At 58.6% G+C, this 18,907-nt stretch carries 18 protein-coding genes; 11 read left to right on the top strand and 7 right to left on the bottom strand.

From position 1 onward, the window contains the following. Positions 1-37 precede the first annotated feature (37 nt). From BLV61_RS09245 to flgA, 3 genes are all read right to left on the bottom strand, one after another. On the bottom strand, positions 38-505 hold the full coding sequence (locus BLV61_RS09245; protein WP_047532295.1) for a flagella synthesis protein FlgN: 468 nt from the start codon (positions 503-505) through the stop codon (positions 38-40). A 49-nt stretch (positions 506-554) separates the two neighbouring features. Next, a complete protein-coding gene (gene flgM / locus BLV61_RS09240) occupies positions 555-881 on the bottom strand; it encodes a flagellar biosynthesis anti-sigma factor FlgM (protein WP_047532293.1) in 327 nt (108 codons plus the stop codon). A gap of 180 nt (positions 882-1,061) precedes the next feature. Next, entirely contained in the window at positions 1,062-1,823 is a 762-nt protein-coding gene (gene flgA, locus BLV61_RS09235) for a flagellar basal body P-ring formation chaperone FlgA (RefSeq protein WP_047532291.1), read from the bottom strand. Positions 1,824-1,906: 83 nt separating this feature from the next. Here flgA and BLV61_RS09230 point away from each other — a divergent pair, with 83 nt between their 5' ends. The 6 genes from BLV61_RS09230 (at position 1,907) to flgE (ending at position 6,931) form a co-directional block, all read left to right on the top strand. Continuing rightward, the gene (locus BLV61_RS09230; RefSeq protein ID WP_090464367.1) at positions 1,907-2,839 is read left to right on the top strand and encodes a chemotaxis protein CheV; all 933 of its coding nucleotides are present in this window, start codon (positions 1,907-1,909) and stop codon (positions 2,837-2,839) included. Between the two features lie 46 nt (positions 2,840-2,885). After that, the gene (gene cheR / locus BLV61_RS09225; protein ID WP_047532288.1) at positions 2,886-3,713 is read left to right on the top strand and encodes a protein-glutamate O-methyltransferase CheR; all 828 of its coding nucleotides are present in this window, start codon (positions 2,886-2,888) and stop codon (positions 3,711-3,713) included. A 277-nt stretch (positions 3,714-3,990) separates the two neighbouring features. Continuing rightward, positions 3,991-4,398, top strand: a complete 408-nt coding sequence (flgB, locus tag BLV61_RS09220; RefSeq protein ID WP_047532287.1) for a flagellar basal body rod protein FlgB — start codon at positions 3,991-3,993, stop codon at positions 4,396-4,398. A 3-nt stretch (positions 4,399-4,401) separates the two neighbouring features. Continuing rightward, the gene (gene flgC, locus BLV61_RS09215; RefSeq protein ID WP_034146132.1) at positions 4,402-4,845 is read left to right on the top strand and encodes a flagellar basal body rod protein FlgC; all 444 of its coding nucleotides are present in this window, start codon (positions 4,402-4,404) and stop codon (positions 4,843-4,845) included. A 15-nt stretch (positions 4,846-4,860) separates the two neighbouring features. After that, the gene (gene flgD / locus BLV61_RS09210) at positions 4,861-5,583 is read left to right on the top strand and encodes a flagellar hook assembly protein FlgD (RefSeq protein WP_090464364.1); all 723 of its coding nucleotides are present in this window, start codon (positions 4,861-4,863) and stop codon (positions 5,581-5,583) included. Positions 5,584-5,614: 31 nt separating this feature from the next. Then, positions 5,615-6,931, top strand: a complete 1,317-nt coding sequence (flgE, locus tag BLV61_RS09205; protein ID WP_090464361.1) for a flagellar hook protein FlgE — start codon at positions 5,615-5,617, stop codon at positions 6,929-6,931. A 249-nt stretch (positions 6,932-7,180) separates the two neighbouring features. On the opposite strand, the gene BLV61_RS09200 is transcribed toward flgE, so the two are convergent. Beyond that, on the bottom strand, positions 7,181-10,075 hold the full coding sequence (locus BLV61_RS09200) for a ribonucleoside-diphosphate reductase subunit alpha (protein ID WP_047532283.1): 2,895 nt from the start codon (positions 10,073-10,075) through the stop codon (positions 7,181-7,183). 733 nt (positions 10,076-10,808) lie between these two features. Between BLV61_RS09200 and BLV61_RS09195 the strand changes: the two genes are divergently transcribed. Further along, complete coding sequence (locus tag BLV61_RS09195) at positions 10,809-11,531, top strand: response regulator (protein ID WP_047532281.1); 723 nt, start codon at positions 10,809-10,811, stop codon at positions 11,529-11,531. Further along, positions 11,528-13,138 carry an ATP-binding protein gene (locus BLV61_RS09190; protein ID WP_047532280.1) on the top strand — a complete coding sequence of 537 codons (1,611 nt, stop codon included), beginning with the start codon at positions 11,528-11,530 and terminating at the stop codon, positions 13,136-13,138. The genes BLV61_RS09195 and BLV61_RS09190 overlap by 4 nt, the downstream gene beginning before the upstream one ends. A 58-nt stretch (positions 13,139-13,196) precedes the next feature. Here the strand turns inward: BLV61_RS09190 and BLV61_RS09185 are convergent, their stop codons facing one another. Both BLV61_RS09185 and BLV61_RS09180 read right to left on the bottom strand, forming a co-directional pair. Continuing rightward, positions 13,197-13,922: a 4'-phosphopantetheinyl transferase family protein gene (locus tag BLV61_RS09185; RefSeq protein ID WP_208604203.1), complete on the bottom strand. Its 726-nt coding sequence runs from the start codon at positions 13,920-13,922 to the stop codon at positions 13,197-13,199. A 109-nt stretch (positions 13,923-14,031) separates the two neighbouring features. Next, complete coding sequence (locus BLV61_RS09180; RefSeq protein WP_090464358.1) at positions 14,032-14,823, bottom strand: dienelactone hydrolase family protein; 792 nt, start codon at positions 14,821-14,823, stop codon at positions 14,032-14,034. Positions 14,824-14,968: 145 nt separating this feature from the next. On the opposite strand from BLV61_RS09180, the gene BLV61_RS09175 reads away from it, so the two are divergent. From BLV61_RS09175 to BLV61_RS09165, 3 genes are all read left to right on the top strand, one after another. Beyond that, entirely contained in the window at positions 14,969-15,571 is a 603-nt protein-coding gene (locus BLV61_RS09175) for a hypothetical protein (protein ID WP_090464356.1), read from the top strand. A gap of 122 nt (positions 15,572-15,693) precedes the next feature. Then, positions 15,694-16,371 (top strand): response regulator, encoded by a 678-nt coding sequence (locus BLV61_RS09170; RefSeq protein ID WP_047532275.1) that lies wholly within the window; start codon positions 15,694-15,696, stop codon positions 16,369-16,371. After that, positions 16,368-17,714, top strand: a complete 1,347-nt coding sequence (locus BLV61_RS09165; RefSeq protein WP_090464354.1) for an ATP-binding protein — start codon at positions 16,368-16,370, stop codon at positions 17,712-17,714. The genes BLV61_RS09170 and BLV61_RS09165 overlap by 4 nt, the downstream gene beginning before the upstream one ends. Before the next feature lie 25 nt (positions 17,715-17,739). Here BLV61_RS09165 and BLV61_RS09160 read toward each other — a convergent pair whose 3' ends face one another. Beyond that, positions 17,740-18,738, bottom strand: coding sequence for an AraC family transcriptional regulator (locus tag BLV61_RS09160; protein ID WP_047532271.1), 999 nt, complete (start codon positions 18,736-18,738; stop codon positions 17,740-17,742). Between the last annotated feature and the right edge of the window lie 169 nt (positions 18,739-18,907).

The raw sequence follows: 18,907 nt of genomic DNA, 5'->3' as shown, positions 1-18,907 counted from the left end.
TGTTTCGCGTCTTGATAGAGCGTGCTCATCGACAAGCTTAAGCCTGACTGAGCGGGCGCGGTTTCACAAGCTTGGAGAATGATCCGCTGGCATCGTAGAGCGCGGGAGGTTCGCCGCCGGTCAGAATTTTCAGCTGGGTAGCCGTAGCGGCTTGCTGTATCAGGATCGACTGTCCGTTGCTGGCATTGGTCGTGTGGCACTGGGCCAGGAGGTTGGTCAGCACATCGCTTTGCGCCAGCAATGCTTCGCCAACGCTTGACTGGCTGGCCAATTGTTCCAGGCCGCTGCGGTTGGCTGGCAGGTTGAGGCTGGCGAGGATCTCGCTGCGCTTGCGGCCATGCTGTTCGAGCAAGATGATCAATGCCTGTTTCTGCGCTAGAACGTTTTCGAGCAGAGGCATGTCGCGACCATGCAAGGCGAGGGACTCGATCTGCAGTAACTCCAGCAATTGTTGCGCTGGAGCAAAATCGTCGATGATCAGTTGCAGTAAATTAGTGTCTTGCATGGCTGGCCTTGGGTTTTAAGCGTCCAAAAGCCTGGCGCAGGCCTTGGGCCTAGCGCTGGGCTTCGAAGTTGAGCAGTTTGCTGGCTATACGGTTGCTGTCGACTTTGTAGCTGCCATCGGCAATCGCTGCTTTCAACGCAGCCACGCGGGCGTTGTCGACGACAGGTTGATCGCGCAGCGTATCAGTGACCTTTTGCAACTGTTGAGCCTCATTGCTGAGATGTACCGATTCCCCGCTTTTGACGGTACTGGCCTGTTCGGCCGGGGTATTCAGCGACGCGGATTTATCGGCCTCGGCCGCTGCCTTGCTTGCGCTGGTACGTGTACTGCCCGTAAGTGACGAGGAACTGTTCAAACGGCTGAAATCGATGACCATGATAAAAAACCTCTGGGAATTTGGACGCTTGCCATGTTTTCGGCCATCCCCTGAAAAACTTTAGGCGCGTTTATCAATGAGCTTGCGCGCGTCAGTGCCCGCCCTGAATGGGGAACAGTTTAGGGAACAGCCTTGGTTAGCGCCATCCTCTTGAGCCGCGAGCGCCCGGAATAGAGAACCCTACATGGACACTTCCACCTGACCTGGCGCGGTGACCTGCGCCTTGATGACTCGCTGGGAGTTGAGGTTCTTGACCCGGATCTGTTCGTTCAGGCCACCGCTGGCCAGTGCCTCACCAGGCATTCTCACACTGAGCGTACCGCTGCGCGCGGTAATCACCACCTGATCGCCCTTGCGAATGACTTCGGCCTGCTCGATGTGCACCAGGGTAATGACCTGGTCAGTGACCGTTGGTCGGGTCAGTCTTTGTCCGATCGCCTGATCCACCGAGGTCAGATAGCCCTGGCTGATCAGGCTGATGTCGCGCTCTCGCAAGGTGACGTCGCCAGGCTCGACAATGCCGGCACGGCGCAGCGGTCGAGTGGTGGTCACGACGTCGCGAAACAGGCGTACTTGAGCGGGTACGAACACCGTCCAGGGCGAAGCGCCTTCGCAGCGAACCTTGACCGTTACCCGTCCCAACGGCTTGGCTGGACTCTCCAGCGAGGCTGTCAATTCCTTGTCGCACATTGGCATGCGCAATCGGGGATCGAGCTGGTTGACCTGGATTTCGTAGCGACCTTCCGTTTGACTGGTGGCCAGATAGTCTTCTACGGTGAACTCAAGAAAGCCCTGAGTGACGCCGATAAGCATGTCAGGCAAGGTAACCGCGTCAGCAAGGGCAGGGCTGCCAGCGTTGAACAGGCATACGGCCGCCAACACACCGAGCAGTTTGCGGTAGGGTGTGGTCAGGCGTCGAAAAAATGTCGGTTCTGTGTTCATAGAGAGATAAAAAGCAAGCGCCGTGCCGTTTAGAGATGAATGTGCGTCGCAACAACACTTAGCGTTGGTGTAGGAGTCTGGGCATGGCTGGTGTAATGGATTCGGTAAACCAGCGCACGCAACTGGTGGGGCAGAATCGCCTTGAGCTGTTGTTGTTCCGTCTTGACGGCCAGCAACTGTATGGGATCAACGTGTTCAAGGTTCGGGAGGTGCTGCAATGCCCCCAACTGACACTGATGCCAAAATCCAGTCCTGTCGTGTGCGGTGTGGCGAATATTCGGGGGGCGACCATTCCGATCCTTGATCTGGCGATGGCGACCGGCTCGGGTGGCTTGAAAGACAAAAACAATCCCTTCGTGATCATCACGGAGTACAACACCAAGACCCAGGGGTTCCTGGTGCGCTCGGTGGAGCGGATCGTGAACATGAACTGGGAGGAGATTCATCCGCCACCCAAGGGCACTGGCCGCGATCACTACCTGACGGCGGTGACTCGGGTCGACAATCAGCTCGTCGAAATCATCGATGTCGAAAAGGTGCTGGCGGAAGTGGCGCCGACACCGGAAGCGATCTCCGCAGGCGTGGTGGACGTCGAAACCCAGCACAAGGCGCTCTCTTTGCGTGTGCTGACGGTCGATGATTCGTCGGTGGCGCGCAAGCAGGTTACGCGTTGCCTGCAAACGGTGGGTGTCGAAGTGGTGGCGCTGAATGACGGTCGGCAAGCGCTGGATTACCTGCGCAAACTGGTCGACGAGGGCAAGAAGCCGGAAGAAGAGTTCCTGATGATGATCTCCGACATCGAGATGCCGGAGATGGACGGGTACACCCTCACGGCGGAGATCCGCAGCGACCCTCGCATGCAAAAACTTCATATCATCCTGCATACTTCGTTGTCGGGTGTGTTCAATCAGGCGATGGTCAAGAAAGTCGGTGCCGATGACTTCCTCGCCAAATTCCGTCCTGATGACCTGGCATCCCGGGTAGTCGACCGGATTAAAGCAGCAGACATTAGCTAGGGGCGTTCGGCCCCCGGCAGTCAACACGATTTAAGAGGCGGCAGCATTGTCAACGGGTAATTTGGATTTCGAACAGTTCCGGGTATTCCTGGAAAAAGCCTGTGGCATTTTGCTCGGTGAAAACAAGCAGTATCTGGTCTCGAGCCGTCTCAACAAACTGATGGAGCAGCAGGGTATCAAGTCGTTGGGTGAGCTTGTCCAGCGCATGCAGACCCAACCGCGCAGCGGTTTGCGCGAGCAGGTGGTGGATGCCATGACCACCAACGAAACCCTGTGGTTTCGTGATACCTACCCCTTTGAAGTCTTGAAGAACAAGGTATTGCCCGAAGCGATCAAGGCCAGTCCCGGCCAGCGTCTGCGCATCTGGTCGGCGGCATGCTCGTCGGGTCAGGAGCCGTATTCGCTGTCGATGTCCATTGACGAGTTCGAGCGGGTCAACATGGGCCAGTTGAGGATGGGCGTGCAGATCGTTGCCACCGATCTTTCCAGCACCATGCTCACCAACTGCAAGACCGGCGAGTACGACAGCCTGGCCATTGGTCGCGGCCTGTCACCTGAGCGACTGCAACGATATTTTGACCCGAAAGGGCCGGGGCGCTGGGTCATCAAGGCTCCGATCAAGAGTCGGGTGGAGTTCCGCTCGTTCAATCTGCTGGACAGTTACGCCAGCCTGGGCAAGTTCGACATCGTGTTCTGTCGCAACGTCCTGATTTACTTCTCTGCCGAAGTGAAGAAGGACATCCTGTTGCGGATTCACAGTACATTGAAGCCCGGTGGTTATCTGTTCCTTGGTGCTTCGGAAGCGCTCAATGGATTGCCGGATCATTACCAGATGGTCCAGTGCAGTCCGGGGATCATTTACCAGGCGAAGTGATTCGTTGCTGGACTGAAAACGGGAGACCTCAGAGGGCTCCCGTTTTTTTATGCCCGGTGTATTCCTGCCGACACCTTGAGCCCGCTCCCAAGAACGCATGTGTTTGCCAATGGGCAAGCGGCAGAAAAGCGGCAGGCGGCGGAAAACGGTTGCCGCTTTTCTGGCATTGCCGCGTTGCCACTGCTCGCAAAGCCCCGCTTTACGGGGTTTCATGAGTTGGCATGACGCTTGCTAAGTTCATCGTACGAAAAATCAGGTCACCCGAAGGTTTCCCGACATGAGCATCAGCTTCGATAAAGCGCTCGGTATTCACGAAAAGGCTCTGGGCTTTCGCGCTCAGCGCGCCGAAGTTCTGGCCAACAACATTGCCAACGCCGACACCCCGAACTACAAGGCTCGGGATCTGGAGTTCTCGAAAGTGCTCGAGGCGCAGAGCGATAAAGCCAAGAACGGCACGTTCGCCTTGAACATGACCAACAGTCGTCATATCGAAGCCGAAGGCCTGGGTAATGGTGACGAGTCGCTGATGTATCGCACGCCGATGCAACCGTCGATCGACCAGAACACCGTGGACGCTCAACTGGAACAGTCGAACTACGCGGAAAACGCAGTTGGCTTCCAGGCCAGCTTCACGCTGCTCAACAGCAAATTCAAAGGGCTGGTGTCAGCCCTGCGCGGAGAGTAAGTCATGTCCCTGTCCAGTGTTTTTAACATTGCCGGTAGCGGCATGAGTGCGCAAACCACTCGTTTGAACACCGTTGCTTCGAACATCGCCAACGCCGAAACCGTCTCTTCGAGCATCGACCAGACCTATCGTGCGCGTCATCCGGTATTCGCCACCATGTTCCAGGGCGGCCAGAGCGGCGGCAGCGATTCGCTGTTCCAGAACCAGGACGCCGCCGGTCAAGGCGTGCAGGTCATGGGCGTGGTCGAAGATCAGAGCAACCTCGAGGCGCGTTACGAGCCGAACCATCCGGCTGCCGATGCCAAGGGCTACGTCTACTACCCGAACGTCAACGTAGTGGAAGAAATGGCTGACATGATTTCCGCGAGTCGTTCGTTCCAGACCAACGCTGAAATGATGAACACCGCCAAAACCATGATGCAGAAAGTCCTGACCCTCGGTCAGTGATAAGGGGCGACTCAGATGAGTGTTAGCGATTCCACCAGCGGTTTGAGCCTCAAGGATGTCTTGGCCAATTCTTCGGTCAAAACCAGCACCACGAAGGACAGTCTGGGTTCGGCGGTCAGCGGCTCCACAGGCAACCAGTCCCTGGGCAAGGACGCGTTCCTGCAGTTGCTGGTGACGCAACTGAAAAACCAGAACCCGCTGGACCCGCAGGACAACAGCGCGTTCGTGGCTCAATTGGCACAGTTCAGTAGCCTGGAAGGGATTACCACGCTCAACGATACGGTCAGCGGCATTGCCGGCAACTACAACTCGTCTCAAGCGTTGCAGGCTTCTTCGCTGGTAGGTCGTTCTGTTGTTGCCCAGACCGACACCGCAGTGGTCGACACCTCCAAGAGTTTCAACGGTACGGCGGTCGTACCTGCCTCGACGAATCCGGTGACGATCAAGATCACTGATACCGATGGCAAAGTCGTTCGCACCATCGACCTGGGCAGCCAGCAAGCCGGTAATGCCAGTTTCATCTGGGACGGCAAAAACGATGCGGGCGAGGTGGCCAAGGCCGGCACTTACAAGTTTGCGGCTAACGCGACTTACGACAGCCAGGCGACCTCGCTGGTGACTTACCTGCCGGCCACCGTCAACAGCGTGACCATCAGCCAGACCGGCGGTGAGTTGATGCTGAACCTGGCAGGCCTGGGCAGTGTTGCCCTGTCCAAAGTACAGACCATTGGTATATAGAGCCGACTAACACGGCACAAAGGAGTGGAATATGTCTTTCAATATCGGCCTTAGCGGTCTCTATGCAGCCAACAAACAGCTGGACGTAACCGGCAACAACATCGCCAACGTCGCGACCGCCGGTTTCAAATCGTCCCGTGCAGAATTCGAAGATGTGTACTCGGCCACGCGACTGGGTACCGGTAGCAAGACTATCGGCAACGGCGTGCGTCTGGCCAACGTTTCCCAGCAGTTTGGCCAGGGCGACGTGAACAACACCGGCAACGTGTTGGACATGGGTATCCAGGGTAACGGTTTCTTCATCCTCAGCGACAACGGCTCCCTGAGCTACACCCGTGCCGGTGCGTTCAAGACAGACGCCCAGAACTACGTGGTCGACAACAACGGCAACCGTCTGCAGGGTTATGGCGTCGACTCCAATGGCAAGATCATCAACGGTGTGCTGACCGACCTGAAAATCGACACATCGAGCCTGGCGCCGCACGCGACCACCCGTGTCGATCAGACGATGAACCTGAACTCCTCGGATCCACTGCCAACAGTGACCACGTTCAATGTCAAAGACACCAGTAGCTACAACAAAACTATTTCCACCCCTGTGTACGATACACAGGGTAACCAGCACACCATGGACCAGTACTACGTTAAAAACGCGGCGTCTAACTCCTGGACCGTTTACACCTACATAGACGGTCGCAGTCCATCGGATCCTACCGCAGAACCTCCGGTCGCCCTCACCGCCGACATCACCTTCAACCCTGATGGCAGCATCAAGACGCTGACGGCTGGTGCAGGCTGGACACTAAAGAACAACACTCTGACCATGTCAGGCTGGAAGCCGGGCGTGCTGGTTGACGCCAAGGCCAACCCGCCGACCTGGGCCTTGAACGGCTCGGACGCAGCCGCGGGCGGTATCACCTTCGACATGACCAAAACCACTTCGTATGCTTCGCCTACCGCGCGGACCGCGCAGTACCAGGACGGCTACGCCACCGGCCAGATCTCCAGCCTGACCATCGATGAAAGCGGTGTCATGACCGCCAACTTCAGCAACCAGCAAACCAAGGCCATCGGACAGGTAGCGGTTGCCAGCTTCGCCAACGAGCAAGGCTTGCAGCCAATTGGCGGTACCCGCTGGAAAGAAACCTTCTCCTCGGGCGTGGCCGGCGTTGATGCACCGAAAACCGGTACCCTGGGCGCAGTGGTTTCCAACTCCCTGGAAGAGTCCAACGTTAACCTGACCAACGAACTGGTCGACCTGATCAAGGCGCAGAGCAACTACCAGGCGAACGCCAAGACCATCTCCACCCAAAGCACCATCATGCAGACCATTATTCAGATGACCTGATGCCGGTTGGCTGAAAGCGCTGCACAAAAAGCCCCTCGCAAGAGGGGCTTTTTAGTTTTGGTCGGTCCGGTAGGAGCGAGCTTGCTCGCGACGGGCGTCAACGATCACGTGTTCTGGCTGAATAACCGTGTGGCTTTCACCTGCATCGCGAGCACGCTTTCGCCTGCAAGAGCCAAAAGAAAACCCCCGATCAGCCAGTGGCTCATCGGGGGTTTCAGGAAAGCGCCTTGCGACGCTGACCAGCTCAGCTTATTGGCAAGCTTCGCAATCCGGCTCGTCGATGGCGCAGGCCTTCGGCACTGGTGCCGGACCTGCTGGCGCAGCCAGGACCGAGTCGTCGCCGTGGTTGCCGCCGCTGGAAACAGCGTTCAGCTTGCCGGTGTTGATGGTCGACTTCTCGGTGCTGGTCGCGGCCAGGGCACGGAGGTAGTAAGTGGTTTTCAGACCACGGTACCAGGCCATGCGGTAGGTCACGTCCAGCTTCTTGCCCGAAGCGCCGGCGATGTACAGGTTCAGGGACTGGGCCTGGTCGATCCACTTCTGACGACGGCTTGCCGCGTCAACGATCCACTTGGTGTCCACTTCGAAGGCGGTCGCGTAGAGCTCTTTGAGCTCTTGCGGGATGCGCTCGATTTGCTGCACGGAACCGTCGTAGTACTTCAGATCGTTGATCATGACCGAATCCCACAGACCGCGAGCTTTCAGATCGCGAACCAGGTACGGGTTGATCACGGTGAATTCGCCCGACAGGTTCGATTTCACATAGAGGTTCTGGTAGGTCGGCTCGATCGACTGCGAAACGCCAGTGATGTTGGCGATGGTCGCGGTCGGTGCGATGGCCATGATGTTGGAGTTACGAATGCCTTTCTGTACACGGGCGCGCACAGGTGCCCAGTCCAGGGTTTCGTTCAGGTCAACGTCGATGTACTTCTGGCCACGTTGTTCGATCAGGATCTGTTGCGAATCCAGCGGCAGGATGCCCTTGGACCACAGAGAGCCCTGGAACGTCTCGTAGGCACCGCGCTCGTCAGCCAGGTCGCAGGAAGCCTGGATCGCGTAGTAGCTGACCGCTTCCATCGACTTGTCGGCGAACTCGACAGCCGCGTCGGAACCGTAAGGGATGTGTTGCAGGTACAGCGCGTCCTGGAAGCCCATGATGCCCAGGCCGACCGGACGGTGCTTGAAGTTGGAGTTCTTCGCTTGCGGCACCGAGTAGTAGTTGATGTCGATCACGTTATCGAGCATGCGCACGGCAGTGTTCACGGTGCGTTGCAGCTTGGTGGTGTCCAGCTTGCCGTTGACGATGTGGTTTGGCAGGTTGATCGAGCCCAGGTTGCAAACGGCGATTTCGTCCTTGTTGGTGTTCAAGGTGATCTCGGTGCACAGGTTCGAGCTGTGGACCACGCCGACGTGCTGCTGCGGGCTGCGCAGGTTGCACGGGTCTTTGAAGGTCAGCCATGGGTGGCCGGTTTCAAACAGCATGGACAGCATTTTGCGCCACAGGTCTTTGGCCTGGATGGTCTTGAACAGCTTGACCTTGCCTGGGTACTCGGTCAGGGCTTCGTAGTACTCGTAGCGCTCTTCGAAGGCCTTGCCAGTCAGGTCGTGCAGGTCTGGAACTTCGGACGGCGAGAACAGGGTCCACTTGCCATCATCGAAGACACGCTTCATGAACAGGTCAGGAATCCAGTTGGCGGTGTTCATGTCGTGGGTACGACGACGGTCATCACCGGTGTTCTTGCGCAGTTCGATGAACTCTTCGATGTCCATGTGCCAGGTTTCCAGGTAGGCACAGACAGCGCCCTTGCGCTTGCCACCCTGGTTAACGGCGACGGCAGTGTCGTTCACGACTTTCAGGAACGGTACTACGCCCTGGGATTTGCCGTTGGTGCCCTTGATGTACGAACCCAGTGCACGAACAGGCGTCCAGTCGTTGCCCAGGCCGCCGGCGAATTTCGACAGCATGGCGTTGTCGTGGATCGCGTGGTAGATGCCCGACAGGTCATCCGGCACGGTGGTCAGGTAGCAGCTCGACAGCTGCGGACGCAGGGTGCCGGCGTTGAACAGCGTCGGGGTCGAGGACATGTAGTCGAAGGACGACAACAGGTTGTAGAACTCGATCGCACGGTCTTCCTTTTGCTTCTCTTCGATCGCCAGGCCCATGGCCACGCGCATGAAGAAAATCTGCGGCAGCTCGAACCGCACGCCATCCTTGTGGATGAAGTAACGGTCGTACAGGGTTTGCAGGCCCAGGTAGGTGAACTGTTGGTCGCGCTCGTGGTTGATCGCCTTGCCCAGTTTTTCCAGGTCGAAGTCGGCCAGAACCGGGTTCAGCAATTCGAATTCGATACCCTTGGCGATGTAGGCAGGCAGGGCCTTGGCGTACAGGTCGACCATTTCGTGGTGGGTGGCGCTTTCGGCGACGCCGAGGAAGCCCAGGCCTTCGGCACGGAGGGTGTCCATCAGCAGGCGCGCGGTGACGAACGAGTAGTTTGGCTCACGCTCGACCAGCGTACGGGCAGTCATCACCAGAGCGGTGTTGACGTCGGTCAGGGCCACGCCGTCGTACAGGTTTTTCAGGGTTTCGCGCTGGATCAGGTCGCCGTCGACTTCTTCCAGGCCTTCGCAGGCTTCGGTGACGATGGTGTTCAGGCGACCCATGTCCAGCGGCGCCAGGCTGCCGTCGGCACGGGTAATGCGGATCGAAGGATGAGCGTTGACCGCATCTTCGGCCGGGGCGCGTACGGCGCGTTCCTTGGAACGGGCATCACGATAGATCACGTAGTCGCGAGCAACTTTCTGCTCGCCGGCGCGCATCAGGGCCAGTTCGACCTGGTCCTGGATTTCTTCGATGTGGATGGTGCCGCCCGATGGCATGCGACGCTTGAAGGTCGCGGTGACCTGTTCGGTCAGGCGTGCAACGGTGTCGTGGATTCGCGACGAAGCGGCAGCGGTGCCGCCCTCAACTGCGAGAAACGCTTTGGTGATGGCGACGGTGATTTTGTCATCGGTGTAAGGAACGACAGTGCCGTTACGCTTGATCACGCGAAGCTGGCCCGGCGCGGTGGCGGACAGATCCGAATTCGAATCAGCGGCCTGAGGCAAGGTGCCCTGCGGGTTCTCGCGAGTTGTGTCGGTTTGCATGGGTGTCTCCACGTTCTCTATGTTTGTTTGGGCACCATCACGGTGCCCACCGTTCTGTCCTGAAGCACTACAACCGGCGAATGCCGGGCATAACAACTTCGGGACAGTAGGAAGGGGGCTATTTGGGCGCCGCTTCCATGCCGAAGTCTTTGGTCTCACGCCTTGGGCGGGAGGCCGGGGTCCTTTGAGGTGACAGTTGGGGGCTGCAACACCCGTACCGTTTTCACCCTTATGGGCCGAAATACAGTAACCATCCGCACGCGCGGTTTTGGCTGTCGAAAATACGTTTGGTTCAACCGGAGGGTGGCAAGAAAAGCGCTTGAAATTGGTGTCCGGTTTGTGTTTGGTCTTTTGCGCAAAACCCTACATCTAGGGTTTTTTTGGCGCCGAGGTACAAGATAATGCGTTTTGGGGGGGGATTGCAACGTACTACCTGTGGATAAGCCTGTGCGTAAATTGTGAGTGAAAGAGCGAATCGGCGTGTAGGCCGCAATGCTGCTGGACCGGACATTTTTTCATCAATTTTCAATGATCGAAAACGGCCGGGTGGATTTTTAAGGGCGCGAACCCTATCACAAAAAACCGTCTTGTCCGAACGCATTTAGCGGCTTGTGTTCTGCGCGAGCGACGTTTATACAATCGGCCAGCATGCAGGCAATTTATCCTCCCCAATCGTTACAAAAAGACGGGCGGATCCTTCCTTATTAGAGTTACTGGCAAGAAGAGGTCACCCGTGGAGCAAGAAGCCTGGCAGGTATTGATTGTCGAGGACGACCAGCGTCTGGCCGAGCTGACCCGCGATTACCTGGAAGCCAACGGCCTGCGAGTGTCGATCGAAGGCAATGGTGCCCTCGCCGCTGCCCGCATCATCAAGGAAAAACCGGACCTGGTAATCCTCGACCTGATGCTGCCCGGCGAGGACGGCTTGAGCATTTGCCGCAAAGTCCGCGACCGCTATGACGGGCCGATCCTGATGCTCACCGCGCGGACCGACGATACCGACCAGATCCTCGGCCTCGACCTGGGCGCCGACGACTACGTATGCAAACCCGTGCGTCCGCGTTTGTTGCTGGCGCGCATCCAGGCGCTGTTGCGGCGCAGTGAAGCACCAGAAGCCGCGCCGGAGAAACAACGGCGGCTGCAGTTCGGTCCGTTGGTCGTGGACAACGCTTTGCGCGAAGCCTGGCTTAACGACAATGGCATCGAACTGACCAGCGCCGAATTCGATCTGCTCTGGCTGTTGGTAGCCAATGCCGGACGCATTCTGTCCCGGGAAGAAATCTTCACGGCGCTGCGTGGCATCGGCTATGACGGCCAGGATCGCTCCATTGACGTGCGTATTTCACGCATCCGTCCGAAAATCGGCGATGACCCGGATCACCCTCGTCTGATCAAGACCGTGCGCAGCAAAGGCTACCTGTTCGTTCCTGAGGCCTGCGTAGACTCGCCGCTGTGAACTCGATCTTCCTGCGTATCTACGGCGGCATGTGCGCCGCGCTGGTCCTGGTGGCGGTGCTCGGTGTGCTGGCGTTACACATGCTCAACCAGGTACGCAGCGAGCAGTACCGCGAGCGCCTGGCCCATGGCACGTTCTCGTTGATGGCCGACAACCTGCAACCGATGAACGAGACCGAGCGCCATCGTGCCTTGTTAGTGTGGGAACGCCTGCTGGGGATTCCGCTGGCGCTGAAAACCTTCAACCAGACGGACCTTGACCTGACCCAGCGCACCCGCGTGCTGCACGGGCAAGCGCTGGTGGAGCAGACCGGTCCGCACGCGGCGAAGGTTTACCGGCTGGTCAGCGAAAAGGAACAACTGGTACTCACGGGGGAAGTCCAGCAGATCAGTGAGCAACTGGCGCGGGCGACGATTTACCTGTTGACCGATGAACTGGTGCGCGTGCCGGTGGCCGAGCAACCCCAACGTCTGGCACAACTGAAGCAGGACAAGGGTTTTGGCTTCGACTTGCGTCTGGTCACGGTCGATGAGGCGGACATGGACGAGGACCAGAGTCGTCGAGTGTCCGAAGGTGACACGGTGATGGCGCTGGGCAAGGAGGGCGATTCGATCCGCGTGTTCGCTGGCATGGTCGGGACGCCATGGGTCCTGGAAATCGGCCCTTTGTATCAGATGAATCCTTATCCGCCGGAATGGCTCGTGCTGATTGCCGCACTGGGCCTCACGCTGATCGGTTTGATCGTTTACTTGCTGGTTCGCCAACTGGAGCGCCGCTTGCGCGGTCTTGAGGCAGCGGCCACGCGCATCGCCAGGGGTAGCCTGGAAACCCGTGTGCCGGCGCGCGGTGCGGACTCGGTGGGGCGTCTGGCGTCGGCGTTCAACGGCATGGCCGAACACTTGCAACAATTGCTGGCAATCCAGCGCGAACTGGTGCGCGCCGTTTCCCACGAGCTGCGTACGCCGGTGGCGCGCCTGCGTTTCGGTCTGGAGATGATTGGTTCGGCCACCACGCCGCAAGCCCTGGAAAAGTACTGTGAAGGCATGGACCACGACATTGAGGATCTCGACCGACTGGTCGACGAAATGCTCACTTACGCAAGGCTCGAGCAGGGCTCGCCGGCGCTGAACTTCCAGCGCATCGACCTGGATGCGCTGGTCAATCAGGTGATCGAGGAGCTGGCGCCTTTGCGTGCCGACGTCACGGTGCAGCGCGGATTGTGCCTGTCGGCGGCCGATTGCGACGATGCCTGGGTCGAGGCTGAGCCGCGCTACCTGCATCGGGCGCTGCAGAACCTGGTGAGTAATGCCATGCGTCACGCGCAATCACGGGTGACCATCAGCTATCAGGTTGGGCAGCAACGCTGTCGGGTCGATGTCGAGGATGACGGGCCGGGCGTGCCGGAAATCGCCTGGGAGAGAATCTTTACTCCGTTCCTGCGCCTCGACGACAGTCGAACCCGTGCTTCGGGCGGGCATGGATTGGGGTTGTCCATCGTGCGACGCATCATTCATTGGCACGACGGGCGGGCGTTGATCGGCAAGAGCAAGAGCCTTGGGGGGGCCTGTTTCAGTTTGAGCTGGCCGCGCAATCAGGAGAAGCGCTGAGAGCTTGGTTGTCTGGGCAATCGCCTTTGCGAGCAGTCCCATACAGGCGCTGGAGTTTTCAGGCCTGGAGACTGACCAGGCTCAACAACTGCCCATCCTTGACCCCGAACTGCGCATCCAGCTCGGTGCCATTGCGCCACTCGGCGGACAGGTCTGTCAGTAATCGCAGCCGCACCTCTCCACTCTCAGTCCACTCCAGTACTTCGGCGTGTTCAAAATAGAAACGCTGCCGGACGATCGGATAGAGCGCCTTGAACAGGCTCTCTTTCACGGAAAATGTCAGGGTTACCCATAACGCCAGTTGATCGTTACGGCCGGCGGCCATGCGCTGTAGTTCCGGCGGGGTGAGGATCTCTGCGGCCAGGCGCTCGGCCCGTTCGGCGTTGAGCAGGTTTTCCAGGTCCATTCCCAGTCCGCGCCAATGGCTTTTTTTTGCGACGATAGCGGCGGCACGGCCCGTGCTGTGGGTGATCGAGCCGGTAATGTGTGCCGGCCAGACTGGGGCCCGGTCTTCGCCGATGGCCGGGCTGACGTTCAGGCCTTCCAATTGTTGCAGCGCGGCACGGGCGCAGACACGGCCGGCGAGAAACTCTGCCTGACGCTTGGCGACCGAGCGCTGGATGGTCGCTGGCGCTTCAATGGCGCTGCGCTGGAAATCATCACTGACCAGTTGCGAGGTATTGAAGTGCGTGCTCAACAGTACGGTATCGGGCAGCACATGGGGCAGCGGCCAATGGGCATCGAGTGGGGTGCAAAAAGCGGGCAGGGCGGGGAGTGGTTTCATGTCTGGCATTTTGCCGGGTTGGATTGGCGCTGGGTAGTAGTCGAGGGTTTTGTGGCGAGGGAGCAAGCTCCCTCGCCACAGGGATGCTCGGCTCCCGATGTTGGGCGTGTCAGCTGAAAATCTTTTTGAAAAACGCCTGCATGTCCGCCCACGACTTTTCATCCGCCGGCTTGTTGTAACCGATGTCCGGCCCGCCATGATCGCCGTGGCTCAAGCGATCGGCATCAGGGTTGCTGAAGCCGTGCTTGGCACCGTCGAGGCTGACGAATGTGTAGTCGGCGCCGGCCTTGTCCATTTCGGCTTTGAACGCAGCGACATTTTCGGGAGTGATCATGCTGTCACGGGCGCCGTGTTCGACGAGGATTTTCGCTTTCACGCTGCCTGGCGTAGCGGGGGTATTGGTTGCCAGTGCGCCGTGGAAACTGACGACACCCGCCAAGGGCACACCCTGACGTGCCGCATTGAGCACCACGCCGCCACCGAAGCAGTAGCCGATGGCGGCCATTTTATTGGGGTCGGTTTGCGGCTGTTTCTTCAGCAGATCGAGCCCGGCCTGGAACCGTGCGCTGGCCACCGCGCTGTCTTTCAAAACGGCTTGCATGAAAGCCATGGCGTCCTTCGGATGTTCGGTGTTCTTGCCGTCACCATACATATCGATGGCCAGTGCGCTGTAGCCCAGACCGGCCAGATCCCGGGCACGTCGTTTGGCGTAATCGTTGAGCCCCCAGAACTCATGTACGACCACAACACCGGGTCGCGGCCCCTTGATCGCGTCGTCGTAGGCGTAATAGCCGATCATTTTCGTGCCGTCGGCAGTTTGGTAGGGGATTTCCTGGGTCTTTATGGCGGCCTGGCTGAGCCCGCTCAAGGCCAGCAAGAGGACAGCGAGGAACATGCGCATGGTCGAATCTCCTGTTGAAACTCTTGGAAATACTCGGGAAGAGTTGGTTCAGCTTAGGTTAAGGGCGCGTTCAGGGGGAGTTCAGGGCGACGTAAGTAGTCTTGCCCCGTAGCCAATAAACAAGCAACTCACTAGGAGTTTCACTATGACTGGATTCAAAAAACTGCTTCTGGCATTCACCGTTTTGGGCGCAAGCACGACAGCGTTCGCGTCCGACGACACTTTCGGTAGCCTGACTTTAGGGCAGACCAGCGACAAGATCAAAAAGTCCCACGCCCTGAACGACAACCTTAATCGTCCGAACGCTGACGGCGTGATTGGCAAGGACACAACCTGGGGTGTGCGTCTGGGCCAGCAAAACAGCCAAGGGCGCTACTACGCCACTTACGACAACGTGTCGGGCTCGCACAATGGCATTAAACTGCGTCAGGAAAACCTCTTGGGCAGCTACGATCTGTTCTACCCGGTAGGCGGCACTACCAAACTCTTCGGCGGCGCCTCGGCGGGATTGTCCAAAATGACTCAGGAATCGCCAGGTTTCAGTCGCGACAGCAATATCGGTTACACGTTGGGTGGTCAGGCGGGAGTTTTACAGCAGATTTCGCGAAATACGTCAGTTGAACTGGGGTACCGTTATCTTCGAAGCAATGCCAGCATCGAGATGAACGAGCGCGGCGGCAGCAAACAGGGGGCTCTGAGCCTGACCAGCAGCGCCCAGACTTACGTTTCCGCCAACTACGCTTTCTGAAAAAAAACGTTCGCGACGGGCCGGCACCGGATCAGCCATGAGGTTGAACCGGTGCCGGCCTGTACACTATCGAGGTGCGCTGTTCGTACCTCTGGAGACATTGATTTGCCTGGGAGCGTGTTATGAAACTGCTGGTCGTCGAAGATGAGGCGCTATTGCGCCATCACCTGCAAACCCGCCTGACGGATAGCGGACACGTAGTCGAGTCCGTGGCCAATGCCGAAGAGGCTTTGTACCAGACCGAACAGTTCAATCATGACCTGGCGGTGATCGATCTCGGTCTGCCGGGTATGGGCGGGCTCGACCTGATTCGCCAACTGCGCTCGCGGGGCAAGACCTTTCCGATCCTCATCCTCACGGCGCGTGGCAACTGGCAGGACAAGGTCGAAGGCCTCGCCGCCGGTGCTGACGACTATGTGGTCAAGCCGTTCCAGTTCGAAGAACTCGATGCCCGGCTCAATGCCTTGCTGCGTCGGTCCAGCGGTTTCACACAGTCGACCATTGTCGCCGGGCCGTTGCTGCTTGATCTGAATCGCAAGCAGGCATCGCTCGACGAGCAGCCACTGGCGCTGACGGCATACGAGTACCGCATCCTTGAATACCTGATGCTCCATCACCAGCAAGTGGTGGCCAAGGATCGCCTGATGGAACAGTTGTACCCGGATGACGACGAGCGTGATCCGAACGTGATCGAAGTGCTTGTCGGCCGCCTGCGGCGCAAGCTGGAAGGGCCGGTCGGGTTCAAACCGATCGATACCGTAAGGGGCCTCGGCTACCTGTTCAATGAGCGCTGCAGTTGATTCGTTCTCTACGCGTTCGCTTGATGCTCGCCGCCACCCTTCTGGCGGTGTTGTTCATGCTCGCGTTGCTGCCGGCCATGCAGGGGGCGTTCAGCCTGGCTCTGCAGGACTCCATCGAACAGCGTCTGGCGTCGGATGTGACGACGCTGATCTCCGCCGCCCGGGTGGAGAACAATCATCTGCAGATGCCCGCGCAATTGCCCGACGAGCGCTTCAACCTCACCGACAGCCGTTTGCTCGGTTATATCTATGACCGTGAAGGTCATCTGGTCTGGCGGTCGAAGGGCACTCAGGAGGAAAACATCAATTACAAGCCGCGCTACGATGGGCGCGGTAACGAGTTCGCAAGAATCAACGAAGCCAATGGCCAGGAGTTCTTCGTCTATGACGTCGAGGTCAAGCTGCTGGGTGGTAAAAGCGCGGCTTTCAGCATTGTCGCGCTGCAGCCGGTGCGCGAATACGAACACACCCTTGAAGGCCTGCGGGAAAACCTCTACCTGGGCTTCGGTGCGGCATTGCTGGTATTGCTGGCCTTGCTGTGGATCGGTCTGACCTGGGGCTTGCAGGCGTTGCGCCGGCTCAGTCAGGAGCTCGACGAGATCGAAGGCGGTACACGCGAAAGTCTCAGCGAGCAACATCCGCGCGAACTGCTGCGCTTGACTGGCTCCCTGAACCGCTTGCTACACAGCGAGCGTGAGCAGCGCAGCCGTTATCGCGACTCCCTTGACGACCTGGCGCACAGCCTTAAAACCCCTTTGACGGTGTTGCAAGGCGTCAGCGAAGACATGGCGCAACGCCCGGAAAATCGTGAGCAAGCCCGGGTCCTGCAAACCCAGATCGAGCGCATGAGTCAGCAGATCAGCTATCAATTGCAACGCGCCAGCCTGCGCAAAAGCGGTCTTGTGCGCCATCAGGTACAGCTGCAGCCCGTGTTGCAAAGTCTGTGTGACACTTTGGAGAAGGTTTATCGCGACAAGCGCGTGCGAGTCGCCATGGACTTGCCACCGCAGTGTTATGTGCCCATCGAGCAGGGCGCCTTGCTGGAGATGATGGGGAACCTGCTGGAGAACGCTTATCGCTTGTGCCTTGGTGAAGTGCGAATCAGTGTTCGCCAGACCTTGAGCGGTATCGAGTTGTGTGTCGAAGACGACGGCCCCGGAGTCCCCACCGACCAGCGCGCGCGAATCCTGCAGCGCGGTGAGCGTCTTGACCGCCAGCATCCGGGGCAGGGCATCGGCCTGGCAGTGGTCAAGGACATCATTGAAAGCTACAGCGCCAAACTGACCCTGGGCGACTCACCCTTGGGCGGAGCGGCGTTCCGGATTCATTTTCCGGCGGTTTGATCCTGGGTTCCTACAGGTTATTCCTTCAATTCTCCTGCGCGCGGTACGCCCCCGGCGTCAGCCCCGTCCACTTCTTGAACGCCCGATGAAACGCCGAGGGCTCGGAAAATCCCAGCTGCTCGGCAATCTGTTGCAACGACAGGTTGGCGCGGCTCAAATGATAAATCGCAATGTCACGTCGCAACTGGTCCTTCAACTCCTGAAAACTGCTGCCTTCTTCGCGCAAATGGCGGCGCAAGGTTTGCGGGCTGATGTGCAGGTGCGCGGCCACGGCTTCCAGATCCGGCCAGCGCGAACTGTCGCGACTGAGCAGCCGCCGCAGCTGACTGCTCAAACTGTCGCCATCGTCAGGACGCGATAGCAGATCGGCAGGGGAGCGCTCAAGAAAAAGCTTGAGCGTCCGCTCGTCCTGCAACAGCGGCATGTTCAAGTAGCGGCTGTGAAACAGCAGGCTGCTGTGCGGGGTGGAAAACTCAAGCGGACAGGAAAAAAGCAAATCGTATTCGGCCCCATGCTCCGGTCGCGGATAGCTGAACGTGGCTTGTTCCAATCGAATGCGCTGGCCGATCAGCCAGCTACCGAAGCGGTGCCAGATCACCAGCAGGCTTTCGGTGAGGAAATGGTCCGGATCCCACAGATGCGCATCGTCCAGGCTCAGGCGGATCATTTCATCTTCACGCGTCAGGGTCAGGCGCGGGGCATCGGGGAATAGGCTATAAAACAATAAGCCACGGTTGAGTGCCTTATCCAGATTTCGGCAGTGGATCACGGCATGACACATCATGGCGAAGCTGCCCGGCTTGCTCTGGCCTTTTCCGAATCCCAGGTACTCGTCGTCCAGTGCCAGCCAAAGTGCCTGGATCAGTCGAGCGAACTGTTCCGGAGCTATACGCGCCCGCGGCTCGCTGAGCAATTCGGGGCTGATCCCCAATTGCTGCAACAGAGCCGAATAGGCATAACCACGCCGTTGCGCGCCACCGAGGGCGGCACGGGCGAAATGACTGGCGATGGTGCGTTCGCGCATAACAGGCAAATCCATCTATTGAGCGACGGATGGTAGCGGCGGCACTTGCCAATGAACAGGGCGGATATCCGCCAAATTGCAGGATGAGATCCGGTCGATGGGCGGAAATCCGCCACTGCAATGGAACCCCCGGATAAACAGAAAATGCTTGCAACCCTTGCTGTCAAAA

The sequence above is a fragment of the Pseudomonas mohnii genome (assembly GCF_900105115.1).
Classification (GTDB): Bacteria; Pseudomonadota; Gammaproteobacteria; order Pseudomonadales; family Pseudomonadaceae; genus Aquipseudomonas; species Aquipseudomonas mohnii.
This window is presented reverse-complemented; position numbering and strand designations above follow the sequence as displayed.

Coding starts and splice junctions, on each gene's coding strand:
- BLV61_RS09245 (WP_047532295.1), bottom strand. CDS start 505: ATGCAAGACACTAATTTACTGCAACTGATCATCGACGATTTTGCTCCA.
- flgM (WP_047532293.1), bottom strand. CDS start 881: ATGGTCATCGATTTCAGCCGTTTGAACAGTTCCTCGTCACTTACGGGC.
- flgA (WP_047532291.1), bottom strand. CDS start 1,823: ATGAACACAGAACCGACATTTTTTCGACGCCTGACCACACCCTACCGC.
- BLV61_RS09230 (WP_090464367.1), top strand. CDS start 1,907: ATGGCTGGTGTAATGGATTCGGTAAACCAGCGCACGCAACTGGTGGGG.
- flgB (WP_047532287.1), top strand. CDS start 3,991: ATGAGCATCAGCTTCGATAAAGCGCTCGGTATTCACGAAAAGGCTCTG.
- flgC (WP_034146132.1), top strand. CDS start 4,402: ATGTCCCTGTCCAGTGTTTTTAACATTGCCGGTAGCGGCATGAGTGCG.
- flgD (WP_090464364.1), top strand. CDS start 4,861: ATGAGTGTTAGCGATTCCACCAGCGGTTTGAGCCTCAAGGATGTCTTG.
- flgE (WP_090464361.1), top strand. CDS start 5,615: ATGTCTTTCAATATCGGCCTTAGCGGTCTCTATGCAGCCAACAAACAG.
- BLV61_RS09200 (WP_047532283.1), bottom strand. CDS start 10,075: ATGCAAACCGACACAACTCGCGAGAACCCGCAGGGCACCTTGCCTCAG.
- BLV61_RS09185 (WP_208604203.1), bottom strand. CDS start 13,922: ATGAAACCACTCCCCGCCCTGCCCGCTTTTTGCACCCCACTCGATGCC.
- BLV61_RS09180 (WP_090464358.1), bottom strand. CDS start 14,823: ATGCGCATGTTCCTCGCTGTCCTCTTGCTGGCCTTGAGCGGGCTCAGC.
- BLV61_RS09175 (WP_090464356.1), top strand. CDS start 14,969: ATGACTGGATTCAAAAAACTGCTTCTGGCATTCACCGTTTTGGGCGCA.
- BLV61_RS09170 (WP_047532275.1), top strand. CDS start 15,694: ATGAAACTGCTGGTCGTCGAAGATGAGGCGCTATTGCGCCATCACCTG.
- BLV61_RS09160 (WP_047532271.1), bottom strand. CDS start 18,738: ATGCGCGAACGCACCATCGCCAGTCATTTCGCCCGTGCCGCCCTCGGT.